The 15,991-nt window shown below is 64.2% G+C and carries 13 protein-coding genes; 9 read left to right on the forward strand and 4 right to left on the reverse strand.

The features are described from left to right. The first annotated feature begins 4 nt into the window (after nt 1-4). The 3 genes from fdhD to RQH86_RS16615 are packed head-to-tail and all read left to right on the forward strand — an operon-like array spanning nt 5 to nt 3,457. Nucleotides 5-850, forward strand: a complete 846-nt coding sequence (gene fdhD, locus RQH86_RS16605) for a formate dehydrogenase accessory sulfurtransferase FdhD (protein WP_311238645.1) — start codon at nt 5-7, stop codon at nt 848-850. Further along, a complete protein-coding gene (locus RQH86_RS16610; protein WP_311238644.1) occupies nt 847-3,195 on the forward strand; it encodes an FdhF/YdeP family oxidoreductase in 2,349 nt (782 codons plus the stop codon). The genes fdhD and RQH86_RS16610 overlap by 4 nt, the downstream gene beginning before the upstream one ends. After that, the gene (locus RQH86_RS16615; protein ID WP_161961637.1) at nt 3,185-3,457 is read left to right on the forward strand and encodes a hypothetical protein; all 273 of its coding nucleotides are present in this window, start codon (nt 3,185-3,187) and stop codon (nt 3,455-3,457) included. Before RQH86_RS16610 ends, RQH86_RS16615 begins: the two co-directional genes overlap by 11 nt. A gap of 190 nt (nt 3,458-3,647) precedes the next feature. On the opposite strand, the gene RQH86_RS16620 is transcribed toward RQH86_RS16615, so the two are convergent. Further along, nucleotides 3,648-4,028 carry a hypothetical protein gene (locus RQH86_RS16620; protein WP_311238643.1) on the reverse strand — a complete coding sequence of 127 codons (381 nt, stop codon included), beginning with the start codon at nt 4,026-4,028 and terminating at the stop codon, nt 3,648-3,650. Nucleotides 4,029-4,341: 313 nt separating this feature from the next. On the opposite strand from RQH86_RS16620, the gene RQH86_RS16625 reads away from it, so the two are divergent. Further along, nucleotides 4,342-5,622, forward strand: coding sequence for an MFS transporter (locus RQH86_RS16625; RefSeq protein ID WP_115553970.1), 1,281 nt, complete (start codon nt 4,342-4,344; stop codon nt 5,620-5,622). Nucleotides 5,623-5,783: 161 nt separating this feature from the next. Here the strand turns inward: RQH86_RS16625 and RQH86_RS16630 are convergent, their stop codons facing one another. The 3 genes from RQH86_RS16630 to RQH86_RS16640 all read right to left on the reverse strand — a co-directional run bounded on the left by RQH86_RS16630 (nt 5,784) and on the right by RQH86_RS16640 (nt 9,878). Beyond that, entirely contained in the window at nt 5,784-7,082 is a 1,299-nt protein-coding gene (locus RQH86_RS16630; RefSeq protein ID WP_311238642.1) for a diguanylate cyclase, read from the reverse strand. Between the two features lie 100 nt (nt 7,083-7,182). Further along, on the reverse strand, nt 7,183-8,499 hold the full coding sequence (locus tag RQH86_RS16635; RefSeq protein WP_311238641.1) for an FAD-binding oxidoreductase: 1,317 nt from the start codon (nt 8,497-8,499) through the stop codon (nt 7,183-7,185). Then, on the reverse strand, nt 8,499-9,878 hold the full coding sequence (locus RQH86_RS16640; protein WP_311238640.1) for a glutamine synthetase family protein: 1,380 nt from the start codon (nt 9,876-9,878) through the stop codon (nt 8,499-8,501). Before RQH86_RS16640 ends, RQH86_RS16635 begins: the two co-directional genes overlap by 1 nt. Before the next feature lie 147 nt (nt 9,879-10,025). On the opposite strand from RQH86_RS16640, the gene RQH86_RS16645 reads away from it, so the two are divergent. The 5 genes from RQH86_RS16645 to RQH86_RS16665 all read left to right on the forward strand — a co-directional run bounded on the left by RQH86_RS16645 (nt 10,026) and on the right by RQH86_RS16665 (nt 15,747). Continuing rightward, complete coding sequence (locus RQH86_RS16645; RefSeq protein ID WP_311238639.1) at nt 10,026-10,781, forward strand: gamma-glutamyl-gamma-aminobutyrate hydrolase family protein; 756 nt, start codon at nt 10,026-10,028, stop codon at nt 10,779-10,781. Between the two features lie 6 nt (nt 10,782-10,787). Further along, complete coding sequence (locus RQH86_RS16650) at nt 10,788-12,173, forward strand: glutamine synthetase family protein (RefSeq protein ID WP_055851821.1); 1,386 nt, start codon at nt 10,788-10,790, stop codon at nt 12,171-12,173. A gap of 528 nt (nt 12,174-12,701) precedes the next feature. Continuing rightward, nucleotides 12,702-12,926, forward strand: a complete 225-nt coding sequence (locus RQH86_RS16655; protein WP_311238638.1) for an RlpA-like double-psi beta-barrel domain-containing protein — start codon at nt 12,702-12,704, stop codon at nt 12,924-12,926. Nucleotides 12,927-13,046: 120 nt separating this feature from the next. Continuing rightward, nucleotides 13,047-14,414: an aspartate aminotransferase family protein gene (locus tag RQH86_RS16660; protein ID WP_311238637.1), complete on the forward strand. Its 1,368-nt coding sequence runs from the start codon at nt 13,047-13,049 to the stop codon at nt 14,412-14,414. A 217-nt stretch (nt 14,415-14,631) separates the two neighbouring features. After that, entirely contained in the window at nt 14,632-15,747 is a 1,116-nt protein-coding gene (locus RQH86_RS16665; protein ID WP_115527967.1) for a polyamine ABC transporter substrate-binding protein, read from the forward strand. The last annotated feature ends 244 nt before the right edge of the window (nt 15,748-15,991 follow it).

The raw sequence follows: 15,991 nt of genomic DNA on the forward strand, positions 1-15,991 counted from the left end.
TGAGATGACCAGTCCGTCTTCCCGCACAGTGCGCCCCGGTAGTGTGGTGCGCACGGTTGTCCGCCATCGCGGCGGTCGCGGTGCCACGGTGCAGGACATGGTGGCGGCCGAAATGCCGGTTGCCCTGATCTACAACCAGGTGCCGTTCGCGGTGATGATGGCGACGCCGGAGGACCTGGAGGATTTCGCGCTCGGGTTCTCGTTGAGCGAAGGCATCGTCGATCACGCGCAGGACTTGCGCGTGGTTGCGGTGGAGACCTTTCTGGAAGGCGCTTCGCTGCAGATCGAGATTCCGCCCGAGCGCGCGGCCGTGTTGGACCAGCGGCGGCGCAATCTGGATGGACGCAGCGGTTGCGGCGTGTGCGGCAATGAATCAATCGAGGCGGTGCTGCGCGTGCCGCCGCGCGTGCAGTCGACGCTGCAGATCGACGCCGATGCGTTGGCGCGTGCGCTGGATGCGTTGCATGCGCAGCAGCCGATCGCCGCGCAGACCGGCGCGGTGCACGCCGCCGGTTGGGCCGATGCGAATGGTGTGGTGCAGTTGGTTCGCGAAGACGTCGGGCGCCATAACGCGTTGGACAAATTGATCGGTGCATTGGCACGCGCGCGCATCGATGCATCGCAAGGGTTTGCGGTGGTCACCAGCCGCGCCAGTTATGAAATGGCCATGAAAGCCGCGCAGGCCCGAATTCCGCTGCTCGCAGCGATTTCGGCACCTACCGCGCTGGCGATCAGCCTGGCCGACAGCGCGGGACTGACCCTGATCGGGTTTGCCCGTAATCACGATTGTGTTGTTTACAGCCATCCACAACGCCTGGATCTGGGCGTTGCCGTGGGAGAGCCCGCATGAGCAAGAAAACCATCAAGCAGTACGACAATCCCGCGGGCGGCTGGGGCGCATTGCGCTCGGTGGCCAAGCACCTGATGGAACAGGACATCGCAGTGCAGGGCGCCAAGACGCTGCTGCATGCCAACCAGCCGGACGGCTTCGATTGCCCAGGCTGCGCCTGGCCGGATCGCGACCATACCTCCACCTTCGAGTTCTGCGAAAACGGCGCCAAGGCCGTAGCCGCCGAATCCACCGCGCGCCGCGCCGGGCTCGAATTGTTCGCCTCGCACAGCGTCAGCCTGTTGTCGCAGTACAGCGACTATTGGCTGGAAGGGCAGGGCCGGTTGACCCACCCGATGCGCTACGACGCCGCCACCGACCACTATGTGCCGGTGAGCTGGGACGATGCGTTTGCGCAGATCGCCGGCCATCTCAATGGCCTGGCAACCCCGGACGAGGCGATCTTCTATACCTCCGGGCGCACCAGCAACGAGGCGGCGTTTTTGTATCAGTTGTTCGTCCGCGAGTTCGGCACCAATAACTTCCCGGATTGCTCCAACATGTGCCACGAGCCATCCGGCACCGCGCTGCGTTCGCAGATCGGGGTGGGCAAGGGCACGGTGTCGTTGCACGATTTCGAGCTGGCCGATGCGATCTTCATCTTCGGCCAGAACCCGGGTACCAATCACCCACGCATGCTGGGCGAGTTGCGCCAGGCCTCCAAGCGCGGCGCGGCGATTGCGGCGTTCAACCCGTTGCGCGAGCGCGGGCTGGAAAAGTTCGCCGACCCGCAAGACAAGCTGGAGATGCTGCACAACGGCTCCACGCGCATTGCCTCGGATTATTTCCAGCTCAAGATCGGCGGCGACCTGGCGGCGTTAAAGGGCATCATCAAGCATGTGCTGGAGCGCGATGCGCAGGCCCAGCGCGATGGCACGCCGCGCTTGCTGGATCTGGAGTTCATCGCAGAGCACACCGCCAATTTCGACGCATTCGCTGCCGATGTGCATGCGGAAGCCTGGGACACCATCGTCGAAGAGTCCGGCCTGGACGAAGCGCAGTTGCGCAAGGCCGGTGAGATCTATCTGAAGGCCGAGCGCGTGATCGCGTGCTGGGGCATGGGCATTACCCAGCACAAGCACTCGGTGGCCACCATCCACATGATCACCAACCTGCTGTTGCTGCGCGGCCATCTGGGCCGCCCCGGCGCAGGCGTGTGCCCGGTGCGCGGGCATAGCAACGTGCAGGGCGACCGCACGATGATGATCTACGAAAAACCGCCAGCCGCGTTTCTGGACAAGCTTCAGTCGGTATTCGGGTTTGCGCCGCCGCGCGAAGACGGCTTCGACACCGTCGGTGCGATCGAGGCGATGCTGGACGGGCGCGGCAAGGTGTTCTTCGCGATGGGCGGCAACTTCGCCGCCGCCACGCCGGATACCGATGCCACGCACCGCGGGCTGCGCAACTGCGAACTCACCGTGCACGTCACCACCAAGCTCAATCGCAGCCACCTGGTGCATGGGCGCGATGCGTTGATCCTGCCATGCCTGGGGCGTACCGAAATCGATATCCAGGACGCCGGCTCGCAAGGCGTGACGGTGGAGGATTCGATGAGCATGGTGCACCTGTCGGCCGGCATCAATCCGCCGGCCTCGCCGGATCTGCTGTCCGAGCCGGCGATCGTGGCGCGCATGGCCGAAGCCACGTTGGGCGCGCGCAGCGCGATCCGCTGGCGCTGGCTGGTGGGCGATTACGACCGCGTGCGCGAGTTGATCGCGCAGGTGTTCCCGGACTTTGCCGACTTCAATCAGCGCGTGCGCACGCCGGGCGGCTTCCGCCTGTCCAACACCGCGCGCGACCGTAACTGGGTCACGCCCGAGCAGCGTGCGGTGTTCAAAGCGCACGCGGTGCCTACCGACAACCCGATCCATCGCGCGCGTCGTTCGCGGGGCGATCAGATGGTGTTTACGCTCGCCACCACGCGCTCGCACGATCAGTACAACACCACCATTTACGGGCTGGACGATCGCTATCGTGGCGTGTTCGGCGAGCGCCGCGTGCTGTTCATCAACGGCGCCGATATTGCCGCGTTGAACATGAAGGCCGGCGATTGGGTGGATCTGGAAAGCCTGTGCGAAGACGGCGTGCATCGCGAGGCGCGGCGCTTCTTGCTGGTGGACTACAACATTCCGCGCGGCTGTCTGGCGGCGTATTACCCGGAAACCAATTCGCTGGTGCCGCTGTCGAGTTTTGCCGACGAAGCACGTACGCCGACCTCCAAGTCGATTCCGGTGATCGTGCTGCCGCATCGGGCCGAAACCGCCGACGCGGCGCCGCGCGATATCGGAGCGGTGCTTGTCCGCTGATCCGCAGCTCACCGCGCAGCTGCTGCAGGCGCTGGCCGACACGCCCGAGGGCGTGTCGCTGTCGAGGCTGTGCAAGCAGCTGGGCGTGCGCATGAGTGTGTTGTTGCGCACGCTCGCGTGGCTGGGCAGTGCCAACCTGGATGGCCAGCCAGGCCCGGGCTGGATACGGGTCGACGAACGCGGTGAGCGGCAGTTTGCGGCATTGACGCCGGCTGGTGATAGGGAATGCAGACAGCGCCAATCGTTGGCGGACTCCGATTAGGGCGAGTTGTTCGATTGCGTTGAGATTGGAATCGTTTCAGTGGCGCAGAGATACTCGTTTCGCACCGTTTACTCCATCAAGTGGGAGAATAGGCGCGGACTGGACAAGCGGGGCGGCTTGCGGGCAGATTTCTCAGCACGCTAGCAGCCACTTCACATCCATTCGCCTACCCACGTCCGGGGAGCGGGAATCAATCGCAAGACTTGCTGAAAGGGAAGGCTGGGTGTCCGACAAACTCGATGCACAGATTTTGGTTCGCAGTGTGCAGTCCGAATGTATGACTCCTTCCATCCTGAGTGGCAATCGTCAGATCCAAGGATGCATTATCGCCGCCATAATTGAAATTCCAATGAACTTTCTGGCTTCCTCTACGGACTGCGTTCCATGTGTATAGTATTCTTCCATCAGGTGCTTTCAGCTGCGCAGTGACCTTCCAGTTTTCTTGCGCCGCTTCAATCGCGATGTAGTGGCGTTCAGCCTGTGCGGCGGATGCGCCAAAAAGGCAGAAAAGACCGAGGATGGCCGCCAGTGGTACGGTCGCCGATGGACGCTTTTTTAGTGATTTTTGCATGGCGTGTTTTTTCCGGAATTTAAAAAAGTCTGGGTGAGTCGGCGCCGGCTGGATGGAGCTGAGCCTTTCGCCGTTGAAATATGAAATGGCTGAATCGATTGAATCGACTCATATGCTAGTTCGATGCGGTTCTGCCATGAATGCGTCTTTCCGAACATTTGTCTCCATTCGAGAGCGTTTCTGATCCGCGTGACGATCGAACGCATGCGGTGGGGGAAGGTGGACCTCTCACCACCGCAACTGCAGCAAGCCCGCGGCAAGGAAAGGCGCAGTCTGCGAGAATGCGCTATCTCCTTTTGGACAGCGACTCACGATGACTGCCGCCGTGCCACTCGCCACGCCCGTCAATTCGCCTGCGCGCGTGCTGTTTGCCAGCCTGATCGGCACGACCATCGAGTTCTTCGATTTCTACATCTATGCCACCGCTGCGGTGCTGGTGTTCCCGACCTTGTTCTTTCCGGCCGGCGATGGCAGTGCGGCGATGCTGCAGTCGCTGGCGACTTTTGCGGTCGCCTTCATCGCGCGGCCGGTGGGCTCGGCGGTCTTCGGCCACTTCGGCGATCGGGTCGGCCGCAAGGCCACGCTGGTGGCGGCGTTGCTGACGATGGGCTTGTCCACGGTCGCCATTGGTCTATTGCCCGGCTATGCGCAGATCGGAGTGTGGGCCCCATTGCTGCTGGCGCTGTGCCGGTTCGGTCAAGGGCTGGGCCTGGGCGGCGAGTGGGGCGGCGCCGTGCTGTTGGCCACCGAGAACGCACCGCCGGGCAAGCGCGTGTGGTACGGCATGTTTCCGCAGCTGGGTGCACCGCTGGGCTTTTTGCTGTCCACCGGTACCTTCCTTGGCATGGGCGCATTGCTGGACGATGCGGCCTTCATGCAGTGGGGCTGGCGGGTGCCGTTTCTGGCCAGCGCCTTATTGGTGCTGACCGGGCTGTGGGTACGCCTGAGCATTACCGAAACACCGGATTTTCAAAAGACCCTGGATCGTCAGACGCGCGTACGGCTGCCGCTGGGCACCGTGATCTCGCAGCATTGGCCGGCGTTAATCATCGGCACGCTGGGTGCGTTTGCCACCTTCGTGTTGTTCTATCTGATGACCGTGTTCGCATTGGGCTATGGCACCAAGACGCTGGGCTACGACAAGGAACAATTCCTGCTGCTGCAGATGGCCGGTATCGTGTTCTTTGCGCTGGGCATTCCGTTGTCGGCCAAGTTCGGCGATCGGCATGGCGCACCGTTGGCGATGATGCTGGCCAGCATTGCCATCGTTGCGTTCGGGCTGGCGTTTGCGCCGTTGTTCCAGGCCGATCACCCGTTGCAGGTGCTCACTTTTCTCGGGCTGGGCTTCTTCTTCATGGGGCTGACCTACGGCCCTTGCGGCACCTTGCTGGCGGAGTTGTATCCCACCGAGGTGCGCTATACCGGCGCGTCGCTGTCGTTCAATCTGGCCAGCATCCTGGGTGCGGCCCCGGCGCCGTATGTGGCCACGCAATTGGCGGCGCGCTACGGGGTGCAAGCGGTGGGTTACTACCTGGGCGGCGCCGCGGTGTTGAGTTTGCTCGCGCTGACGATGGTGCGGCGATCGCGTCGATAGATGCTGTTGGATACGCGACTGCCGTAGGCGCGGGCTGGTGCGCGCAGAGGTGCTATCGGTAAGGAGCCTTCGCGCCCGGGTGCGCTCCTACGGGAGCTAGAGAAAGACGCGCTTTGAGGTGCGTCCTGGCCGGCCGTCGTGTTGGTGCAAGCGTGCGGCGCTCAGACCGCCAAGCGTACCTGGTTGCGGCCGCCGGCCTTGGCCAGGTACAGATATTTGTCGGCTTCGTTCAACAGGTGATGCAGCGATTGATCGCTTTCGGTCGCGATGCACACGCCGATGCTTACCGTCATGCTCAGCGTGTCGTCGCCGACGCGCACGCGTAGTGCGCTGATGCGTTCGCGCAGGGTTTCGAAGTAGCTGGTGGCGTTGGCTGCATCCAGCCCCGGCACCAGCAGGCAGAATTCTTCGCCACCGAAACGCGCCACCAAGTCCTGCGGACGTGCATGCCCGGAGACCGATGCGGCCACCGCGCGGAGCGCCTGGTCACCGGCTTCGTGGCCCCAGGTGTCGTTGATGTGTTTGAAGTGATCGATATCCAGCATGGCTGCGGTCACTGTCTGGTCCTGCGACAGCAACTGCGGGATCACGCGCTGGCTTTGTTCCAGGAAGTAACGCCGATTGGGCAGGCCGGTGAGGAAATCGCGTGTGGCCAGATCCTGCAGCGTGCCGATCAATTCCAGCTGGTCCACGTTCTGCGAGACGCGGCAGAAGAATTCTTCGCGCGAGAAGGGCTTGCGCAGGAAGTCGTTGGCGCCGTTCTTCAAGAAGCGCGGGATCAGCGACGAATCGCTGTTGCCGGAGATGCCGATCACCGCGACCTTGTCGCGCGAGCGCAACGCACGCAGCCGGCGGGTAAATTCCACGCCTTCCATGCCGGGCATTTCCTGATCGACGATGGTCAGGCGGATGTCGGGGTCGCGTTCGATTGCTTCCAGTCCGGCGGCGCCGTCAGCGGCCAGCACCACGCGGTAGCCGTACATCGACAGCAGTGCGGCGGCGTAGGTACGAGCAGACAACGAATCGTCCACCACCAACGCGCCGATGCGACGATTGCGCTCCAGACGCTGCACCAGCCAGGCCAGATATTCGATGCTGCCCGGTGCGTTCTTGAGTACGTAATCGATGATCTGCTGCTGCAGCACGCGCTGGCGCAGATCCTCGTCGTACACGCCGCTGACCACCACGGTCGGCAGGTTGCGCGAGAGGAAGAACTCCACGACCTTGTCGCGGTCGCCGTCGACCAGCACCAGGCCGGTCAGGACCAGGAACCAGCCATCTTCTTCGTCGAGCACGCGCGCCGCTTCGGCCAGGGTCGAAACGACCGTGACCGGCAGTTCCACGCGTTGCTCGATGGCTGCGCGCAGCATGCTGGTGAACGTGCGCGAGTTTTCCACCAGCAACACGCGTTGCGGCAGAACTGCGCTTTCACTATTGCGATGTAGGGTACCTGGGGACATCGGTTGGCCGTGTGGATCGAACCGTCAGATCAGCTAACGGCTCTGCTCGCCAAAACTTGAGCGCTGCGTTGCAGCTTGCGCGATGGACCTTGGGGCGCGGTCACCACAGCGCGTCGCGCAGCCGGTACCAGCTCATGGCCGCCACCAGCAGCGGGGTGCGCAGCCGCTGCCCGCCGGGAAACGGACGGTGCGGAATACGCGCGAACACGTCCAACCGCTGGCTCTGGCCAGCGATGGCCTCGGCGATCACCTGGCCGGCCAGGCCGGTGGCTGCCACACCGTGGCCAGAGAAGCCCTGCGCGAAATACACAGTCGGCGCGAGCCGGCCCCAGTGCGGCGCGCGGTTGCGGGAGATGTCCACGTAGCCGCCCCAGACGGTCTCCAGCGGTACCTCGCGCAACTGCGGAAACACCGTGTGCATACGCTGCGTCATCAAGCGATTCAGGCCCGGCGGCGGGCGTGACGAATAGCTGGCGCGCCCACCGAAGAGCAGCCGGTGATCGGCGCTGAGCCGGTAATAATCCAGCGCCCAATTGGTGTCGGCCACCGCCATGTCGTTGCCGATCAGCGCGCGTGCGCGCGCCTGGCCCAGCGGCGGGGTGGCACCCACGTAGGTGCCGACCGGCATGATGCGCTGCTCCAGCGGCGCGGCGATGCCGTGCAGCAAGGCGTTGCCTGCAATCACACCGAAGTCTGCGGTCACGCTGCCATCGGCCGTGTGCATCGCAACCTGTGCGCCAGGGTCCAGGCGGGTCACCGCCGAGTCTTCGAAGATGCGCACGCCGGCCGCCAGTGCCGCCCGCGCCAGGCCGAATGCATAGGCCAGCGGATGCAGATGGCCGCTGGCGGGGTCGAACATCGCACCCAGATACAGTGGGCTGTCGAGCACCTGGCGGGTGCGGGCGCGGTCCCACCACTCCAGCGGATAGTCGTAGCGCTCGGCCATGCGCACGATGCCATGCTGCAGCGCCCGCACCTGGCGCGGCTTGAGCGGGACATGGGCATGACCATCGCGCCAGTCGCAGGCAATGGCATGGCGTTCGATCCGCTGGCGTAGCAGGCGCATGCCGTCGCGCGAGAAGTCGAACAGCAGGCGCGCATCTTTATCGCCGACCAATGCTTCCAGCGTCTCCTGTTCGCAGCCGTAGCCCACGATGGCCTGGCCGCCGTTGCGACCGGATGCACCCCAGCCGATGCGCCGGGCCTCCAGCACGATGACCCGGTAGCCTGCTTCGGCCAGCGCGAGCGCCGCAGTCAGTCCGGTGTAACCGGCGCCGAGAATGCAGACATCGGCGCGTTCGGCGCCGCGCAGGCGCGGTTGCACGGGCAGGGCAGGCGCGCTGCGCGTGTACCAGCTGTCAGGGTAGCCGCCCTCCGCGGTGTCGGCGTGCGGCAGCGCGGTGGCCGGGCTGCCCATCACACGGTCCGCAGGTACCGGGCGTAATCGATGTCCGGCACCAGCGCCTGGTAATCGAGCAGCTCGCGTTGTTTCTGTTGCCCGAACACATGCTGAAACTGCGTGCCTAGCTGGGCGCCGATAAAGTCGCTGGACACAAACGCATCGATCGCGCCCTGCCAGGTGCGTGGTTGGAAGATTCCTTGCGCATAGGCGTTGCCGGTGATCGGTGGCGTGGGTTCGGCGGGCTGCTGCAGGCCGTCGAGCATAGCCGCCAGCACCGCGGCCGCGGCCAGATACGGGTTGGCATCGGCGCCGGCAATGCGATGTTCAATGCGCGTGTTGCGGGCATCGCTATGCGGGATGCGCAGCGCCACGGTGCGGTTGTTGAAACCCCAGCTGGCATCCAGCGGCACGAAGGCGTTGCTGACGAAGCGTCGGTAACTGTTGGCGTGCGGCGCGAACAACAGCAGCGATGCGTCCGCATGCCGCTGCAGCCCGGCGATGGCGTGGCGCAGGCGGTCGGTGGGCATCTCGGCCTCGCCGGCCAGCACGTTGTGCCCGTCGGCATCGAGCAGGCTCACATGCAGATGCAAGCCACTGCCGGCCTGGCCGGGGAACGGCTTGGCCATGAAGCTGGCCAGCATGCGCTGCTGCTGCGCGATGGCCTTGATGGTGCGTTTGAGCAGGATCGCCTCGTCGCAGGCGGCAACCGCATCGGCGCGATGTTGCAGGTTGATTTCGAACTGGCCCGGTGCGTACTCGGCCACGGCGGTGTCGGCCGGGATGCCTTGCTGGCGGCATGCAGCGGTGACCGCATCGGTAAAACCACGGTGATCGTCCAGGTCCTGCAATGCGTACACCTGGGTGCTGTCGCTGCGGATGCCGGTGACCGGGTCGCGCGGGGTCTGCGGGCGCCCTTGCGCATCGGGCACCGCATCGAACAGGTAGAACTCCAGCTCCACCGCCACCACCGGGGTCAGCCCGAGTGCGGCAAAGCCGTGCACCACCCGCTGCAACACCGCGCGTGGCGCGACCTCGAACAGGCTGCCGTCCGGGGTGTGCATCGCCAGCAGCAGCTGCGCCATCGGCTGTGGCGCCCACGGTACCGGGCGCAGCGAGCCCTCGATCGGCCGGCAGATGCGGTCGGCATCGCCGATGGCATAGCCAAGCCCGGTTTCTTCCACTGTGTTGCCGGTGATGTCGGTGGCGATCAGCGACATCGGCAGGCATACGCCATCGCGGTAGACCTTGTGCAACGTATCGGCAGTGACGCGCTTGCCGCGCAGCACGCCGTTGGTGTCGGGCAATAACAGGTCGACGGAGTGGCAGCCGGCGATACGCGCCAGGGTGGCGGCATCGGCAGCGGGCAGCGATGCGACGGAGTTCTCGGAAGCCATGGGCACTACCTGCGAAGTCGCCGCCCAGCCTAGCAAAGCACGCGTGATCGTTTGCGATCAGGCAACGGTGCAGCGGTGGCAATGGCGGCGGTGGCGCGGTAAGTTCGAGCGCATCTGTCGTTCAACGCACCGCATCGGGATGTCTGCATGGCTGTCGTACCGTTGGTCGGATTGCCGACCGATCGCATCGCGCAAGGGCCGCATCCGTTTCTGGCGGCCGGCGAAAAATACATCCGTGCGGTTGTGGACGCGGCCGGTGCCATGCCGGTGCTGCTGCCGAGTCTGCAGCCCAGCCTGGAGGCCGGCGTATGGCTGGATCGGTTGGACGGCGTGTTGCTCACCGGGGCGGTCAGCAATATTGAGCCGCACCACTACAGCGACGAATCGAGTTGGGAGGGCAACCCGCACGATGCCGCGCGCGATGCCACCAGCCTGGGGTTGATCCCGCAGGCGCTTGCGCGCGGCCTGCCGGTGCTGGCGATCTGTCGTGGCCTGCAGGAGGTCAATGTCGCGCTCGGTGGACGCCTGCATCAACGCGTGCATGCGGTGCCCGGCCTGGCGGATCATCGCGAAGACCGCAACGCGCCGCTGGACGTGCAATACGGCCCCGCGCATCCGCTGCGATTGCAGCCCGGCGGTTGGCTGGCTGGCATGAGCGACTCGGCCGAGGTGTGGGTCAACTCATTGCACGGGCAGGGCATCGCCACGCTGGCCGACGGCCTGCTGGTCGAAGCGACCGCTCCCGATGGCTTGATCGAAGCCTTTCGCGGCCCGGGACCGGGCTTTTTACTTGCCGTGCAATGGCATCCGGAATGGCGTGTCACACAGCATCCGTTCTACCGTGCCATCTTTCAGTCCTTCGGCGAGGCCTGTCGCCGTTACGCCGCTCAGCGCGGTCAGTGAGGTTGTATGTCGATCCGCACACGTTCGCGTAAATCCACGCCCAAGCAGCCGGAGAGCGCATTGCGCCGCTGGCTCAAGGACCGCCACATCACCGAGGTCGAATGCCTGGTGCCGGACATCACCGGCAATGCGCGCGGCAAGATCATTCCGGCCGACAAGTTTTCGCATGATTACGGCACACGGTTGCCCGAAGGCATCTTCGCCACCACGGTCACCGGCGACTTTCCGGACGACTATTACGCACTGACCTCGCCGTCAGACTCGGACATGCATCTGCGCCCGGATGCGTCCACCGTGCGCATGGTGCCGTGGGCCGCCGACCCCACTGCGCAGGTCATCCATGATTGCTACACCAAGGACGGCCAGCCGCATGAACTGGCGCCGCGCAATGTGCTGCGCCGCGTGCTGGAGGCCTACGCCGAGGTCAAATTGCAGCCGGTGGTGGCGCCGGAGCTGGAGTTCTTTCTGGTGCAGAAGAACACCGATCCCGACTTCCCGTTGCTGCCGCCGGCCGGGCGCTCCGGTCGCCCGGAAACCGCGCGGCAGTCGTATTCGATCGATGCGGTCAACGAGTTCGACCCGATCCTGGATCTGATGTACGACTATTGCGATGCGATGGAGCTGGACGTGGATACCTTGATCCACGAATCCGGCGCCGCGCAGCTGGAAGTCAACTTCACCCACGCCGATGCCTTGTCGCGCGCCGACCAGGTGTTCCTGTTCAAGCGCACCATGCGCGAAGCGGCGTTGCGGCATGGGGTGTATGCCACGTTTCTGGCCAAGCCGATGGAAACCGAGCCCGGCAGTGCGATGCATATCCACCAGAGCCTGTTGCATGCCGGCACCGGCAAGAACGTGTTCAGCGGCAAGCGCGAGGGCGGGTTCAGCGACACCTTTGCGCATTATCTGGGCGGGCTGCAGAAATACATTCCGATGGCGATGGGGTTGCTGGCGCCTAACGTCAATTCGTACCGGCGGCTGATGTTCGGCGAGGTGTCGCCAAGCAATGTGCTGTGGGGCTTCGACAACCGCACCTGCGGGTTGCGGGTGCCGATCGATGCGCCACAAAACATGCGGGTGGAAAGCCGGTTTGCCGGCTCCGATGCCAATCCGTATCTGGCGATGGCGGCGACATTGGCGTGCGGGTTGTTGGGCATCCGTGAGAAGTTGGAACCAACCGCGCCGATCAGCAGCAACGGCAAGGAGCAGGGCTACGATTTGCCGCGCTCGTTGGGTGAGGCGCTGGATGGGTTGGAAAAATGCGAGGCGTTGCAGGAGATGTTGGGGCGTCGGTTTGTGCGGGCCTATATCTCGGTGAAGCGGAAAGAATATGAGACGTTCTTTCGGGTGATCAGTTCGTGGGAGCGGGAGTTTTTGTTGTTGAATGTGTGAGGGGTTTTTACCTGTTCGGCGTGCTGCGATGTTTCCTTCTCCCGTCGGGAGAAGGTGCCCGAAGGGCGGATGAGGGTGCGGTGTCGGGTGGTGTTGAAGCTGGCAGTGGTTAGTGTGCTTTCGGGTTTCTGGAGCATTCAAATTCAGAGCAGGGCTTTCACGCCCTCCGGGCGCGAGTCACTTTTTCTTTGCTTGTGCAAAGAAAAAGTAACCAAAAAGAAAGCACACCCCGTCCTCGCGCCCTCCGCGCCATAGGCGCTACGGGTGCGCAAGTCCGGCAGAAATTTTTGTAAGGGACATCCATGTCCCTTACAAAAACGTCGCGCATCCATGCGCGCCGCCCTACGGGTTGTATCTGCCGGCCTTGCCGCTGCGGTATGGGGCCCCGTAAGGGCGCAAGGCAAAGCAAGGCAAGGCAAGGCAAGGCAAGGCTAAACAAAGCGAAGCAAGGCAAAGCAAAGCAAAGCGCTGCGCAGATCAGCGCTGCACAGGTCAGCGCTGCACAGGTCAGCGCATCAAGGTGTAGCGATGTCATGCGGGAGCCGGCCGGTGCTGGGCAGGAGGCCGGCGCCGCGCCGGAAATGCTTAGATCGCGGACGCAGCAAGGACACCGGCGATTCGGTGGTGGTGCGCGTCAACGACCGCGGCCCGTTTCACGATGGCCGCGTGATCGACCTCAGCTACGTTCCCTTCTCCCGTCGGGAGAAGGTGCCCGAAGGGCGGATGAGGGTGCGGTGTTGGCGGCAGCGCTAGTTCTCGCGACCAACCTGTCTGTCGGGCATGCAGGGGATTCGCAGGGCAATCTGCAATGCCGTCCACGGTGCGGCAACAAGGCGTGGGTATGCTCGTGGTTCCTCATGCGTGGAGCAGGTCGTGGATCCTTCTGTGCTCAGGTCGTTGCAGCAGCTCGATGCGGCGCATCATCTGCATCCGTTCAACGACAACGCGGTGCTGGCGGGCAAGGGCACGCGCATTCTGACGCGCGGCGAGGGCGTGTACGTGTGGGATGCCGACGGCAACAAGTTGCTGGATGCGTTCGGTGGGTTGTGGTGCGTCAATGTGGGTTATGGACGCACCGAGCTGGCGCAGGCAGCGGCGCGGCAGATGGAGCAGCTGGCGTACTACAACAGCTTTTTTCAGTGCACCACCGAGCCCACCATCCACCTGGCCGCCAAGCTGGCGGAACTGACGCCCGGCGATTTGAATCATGCGTTCTTCGCCAATTCCGGGTCGGAGGCCAACGACACCATCCTGCGCTTGGTGCGGCATTTCTGGGCGGTGCAGGGGCAGCCGCAGAAACACGTCTTCATCGGTCGCCACAATGGCTATCACGGCACCACCATGGCCGGTGCCAGCCTGGGTGGCATGCAGGGCATGCACAAGCAGGGTGGGTTGCCGATACCGGGCATCGTGCATATCGAGCCGCCCAATCATTTCGGCGATGGCGGGGACATGGCGCCGGACGAATACGGGCTGCTTGCCGCGCGCCGTCTGGAAGCCAGGATTCTCGAACTCGGGCCGGAAAACGTGGCGGCCTTCATCGGCGAACCCATCATGGGGGCGATCGGTGTCTATATCCCGCCGCGCAGTTATTGGCCGGAAATCCAGCGCATCTGCCGGCACTACGACGTGCTGCTGGTGGCTGACGAGGTGATTTGCGGATTCGGGCGTACCGGGGAATGGTTCGGGGCGGATTACTTCGGCTTTCAGCCCGATGTGATGACGCTGGCCAAGGGCATCACCTCCGGCTACATCCCGCTGGCGGCGGCGATGTTCAACGATCGCGTGGCCGGGGTGCTCAAGCAGCAGGGCGGCGAGCTGGCGCATGGCGGTACCTATGCCGGGCATCCGGTGTGCGCGGCGGTGGCGCTGGAGAATCTGCGTCTGCTGCAGGACGAAGGCATCGTGGATACAGCACGCACGCAGATTGCGCCGTATCTGGCGCAGCGCTGGGCCGAGTTGGGTGTGCATCGGCTGGTCGGCGAGGCGCGGATCGCGGGCCTGGTCGGCGCGCTGGAGCTGGTGCCGGACAAGCGCCAGCGCGGCCGATATTTCCCCGGGCGCGGACGGGTTGGTGCGATGTGCCGCGACTTCGCGCTAAAGCGCGGGCTGATCCTGCGCGCCACTTACGATGCAATGCTGCTGTCGCCGCCGTTGATCATCACCTGCGAGCAGGTCGACGAGCTGTTCGACAAGGCCTGGGCGGCGTTGGACGACACCGCGCAGGCGTTGGGCAAGTAAGCGCGGCGGCAGGCCTCCCGCCGCAGAGCAGCGCAACCACAGCGCAGCAAGCGCCACCGCCGCGGCCGGCCTTCGCCAATCCCGACGCTTCAGCGCGTCAAACCGCGAACCCCGGTCCACGCACCTCCCGCTGTGCAAACCCGGACGCGGTGGGTAGGCTGGGCGCAGACCGGCCGCGATGCCGGGCCGCTCCCACCGCGCTGCCCTGGAGACCCACATGACGCTGCGACTGCTCGCCCTGACCCTGTCCATCACCCTGTTGTCCGGCTGTGGCGGCGGTGGCGCGCCGGGCAAGGCCGATGCGCAGGCCAAGGTGCTGAACGTCTACAACTACTCCGATTACATCGCTGAAGACACGATTCCTGCGTTCGAAAAGAGCACCGGTATCAAGGTCACCTACGACGTGTTCGACAGCGACGAGATGGTGGAAACCAAGCTGTTGGCCGGTGGCAGCGATTACGACGTGGTGGTGCCCACGCTCAACTTCTTCGGCCGGCAGATCCAGGCCGGTGTGTTCCTGCCGTTGGACAAGAGCAAGATCCCGAATCTGGTCAATCTGGATCCGGATGTCATGCGCCGCATCGCTGCGCAGGACCCGAACAACGCCTATGGCGTGCCGTACATGATCGGCACCACCGGCATCGGCTACAACGTGGACAAGCTCAAGGCGATCTTCGGCAGTACCGATGTCGCCAACAGCTGGGATCTGGTGTTCAAGCCTGAGAATCTGTCCAAGCTCAAGGACTGCGGCGTCACCATTCTGGACACGCCCTCGGACATGATCCCGATCGCGCTGAACTACCTGGGCCTGGATCCGCACAGCAGCGTGCCGGCCGAGATCGAGAAGGCTGCCGCGCTGATCAAGACCATCCGCCCGTACGTACAGAACTTCCACTCCAGCCAGTACGTCACCTCGCTGGCCAATGGCAATACCTGTCTGGCGGTGGGTTGGTCGGGCGACATCATCCAGGCGCGCGACCGTGCCAAGGAGGCCGGCAACAACGTCAACGTGGCCTACGCCATTCCGAAAGAAGGCGCGCCGCAATGGTTCGACATGTTGGCCATCCCCAAGGACGCCAAACATCCTGACAACGCCTACGCCTTCATCAATTACCTGTTGAAGCCGGAGGTGGCCGCGGCCAACAGCAACTTCATTCACTACGCCAACCCGGTGCGCACCGCCACGCCGCTGGTGGATGCGGCGATCCGCAACGACCCCACCATCTACCCGCCGCCGGAAGTGACCGCCAAGATGTTCACCTACGCGATCAACTCGCCGGACGTCGATCGCCTGTACACGCGGCTGTGGACCGAGATCAAGACCGGCCGCTGAGCCGGGGGCGTCAGGCGCTGATGCGGCGCAGGCCGCCGCATCCTTATCAAGCGCCAATCATTGGCTGAGACACTGCAGACCTGGTCGCGGCAGCGTGCAGCTGGCGCACCGGTATCGCATCGCGAGCGCACGCTTGGGTGCGGCACGCGGCTGCCCGACACGCGCCAACCGAGCGGTACCGCGCGTCCGGCCAGCCTCAGCCCCAGCTGACTGGCCTCATCACGCAATCTGTACCGACGAGTTC

The organism is Xanthomonas sp. WCS2018Noco2-27 (assembly GCF_031843525.1).
Classification (GTDB): Bacteria; Pseudomonadota; Gammaproteobacteria; order Xanthomonadales; family Xanthomonadaceae; genus Xanthomonas.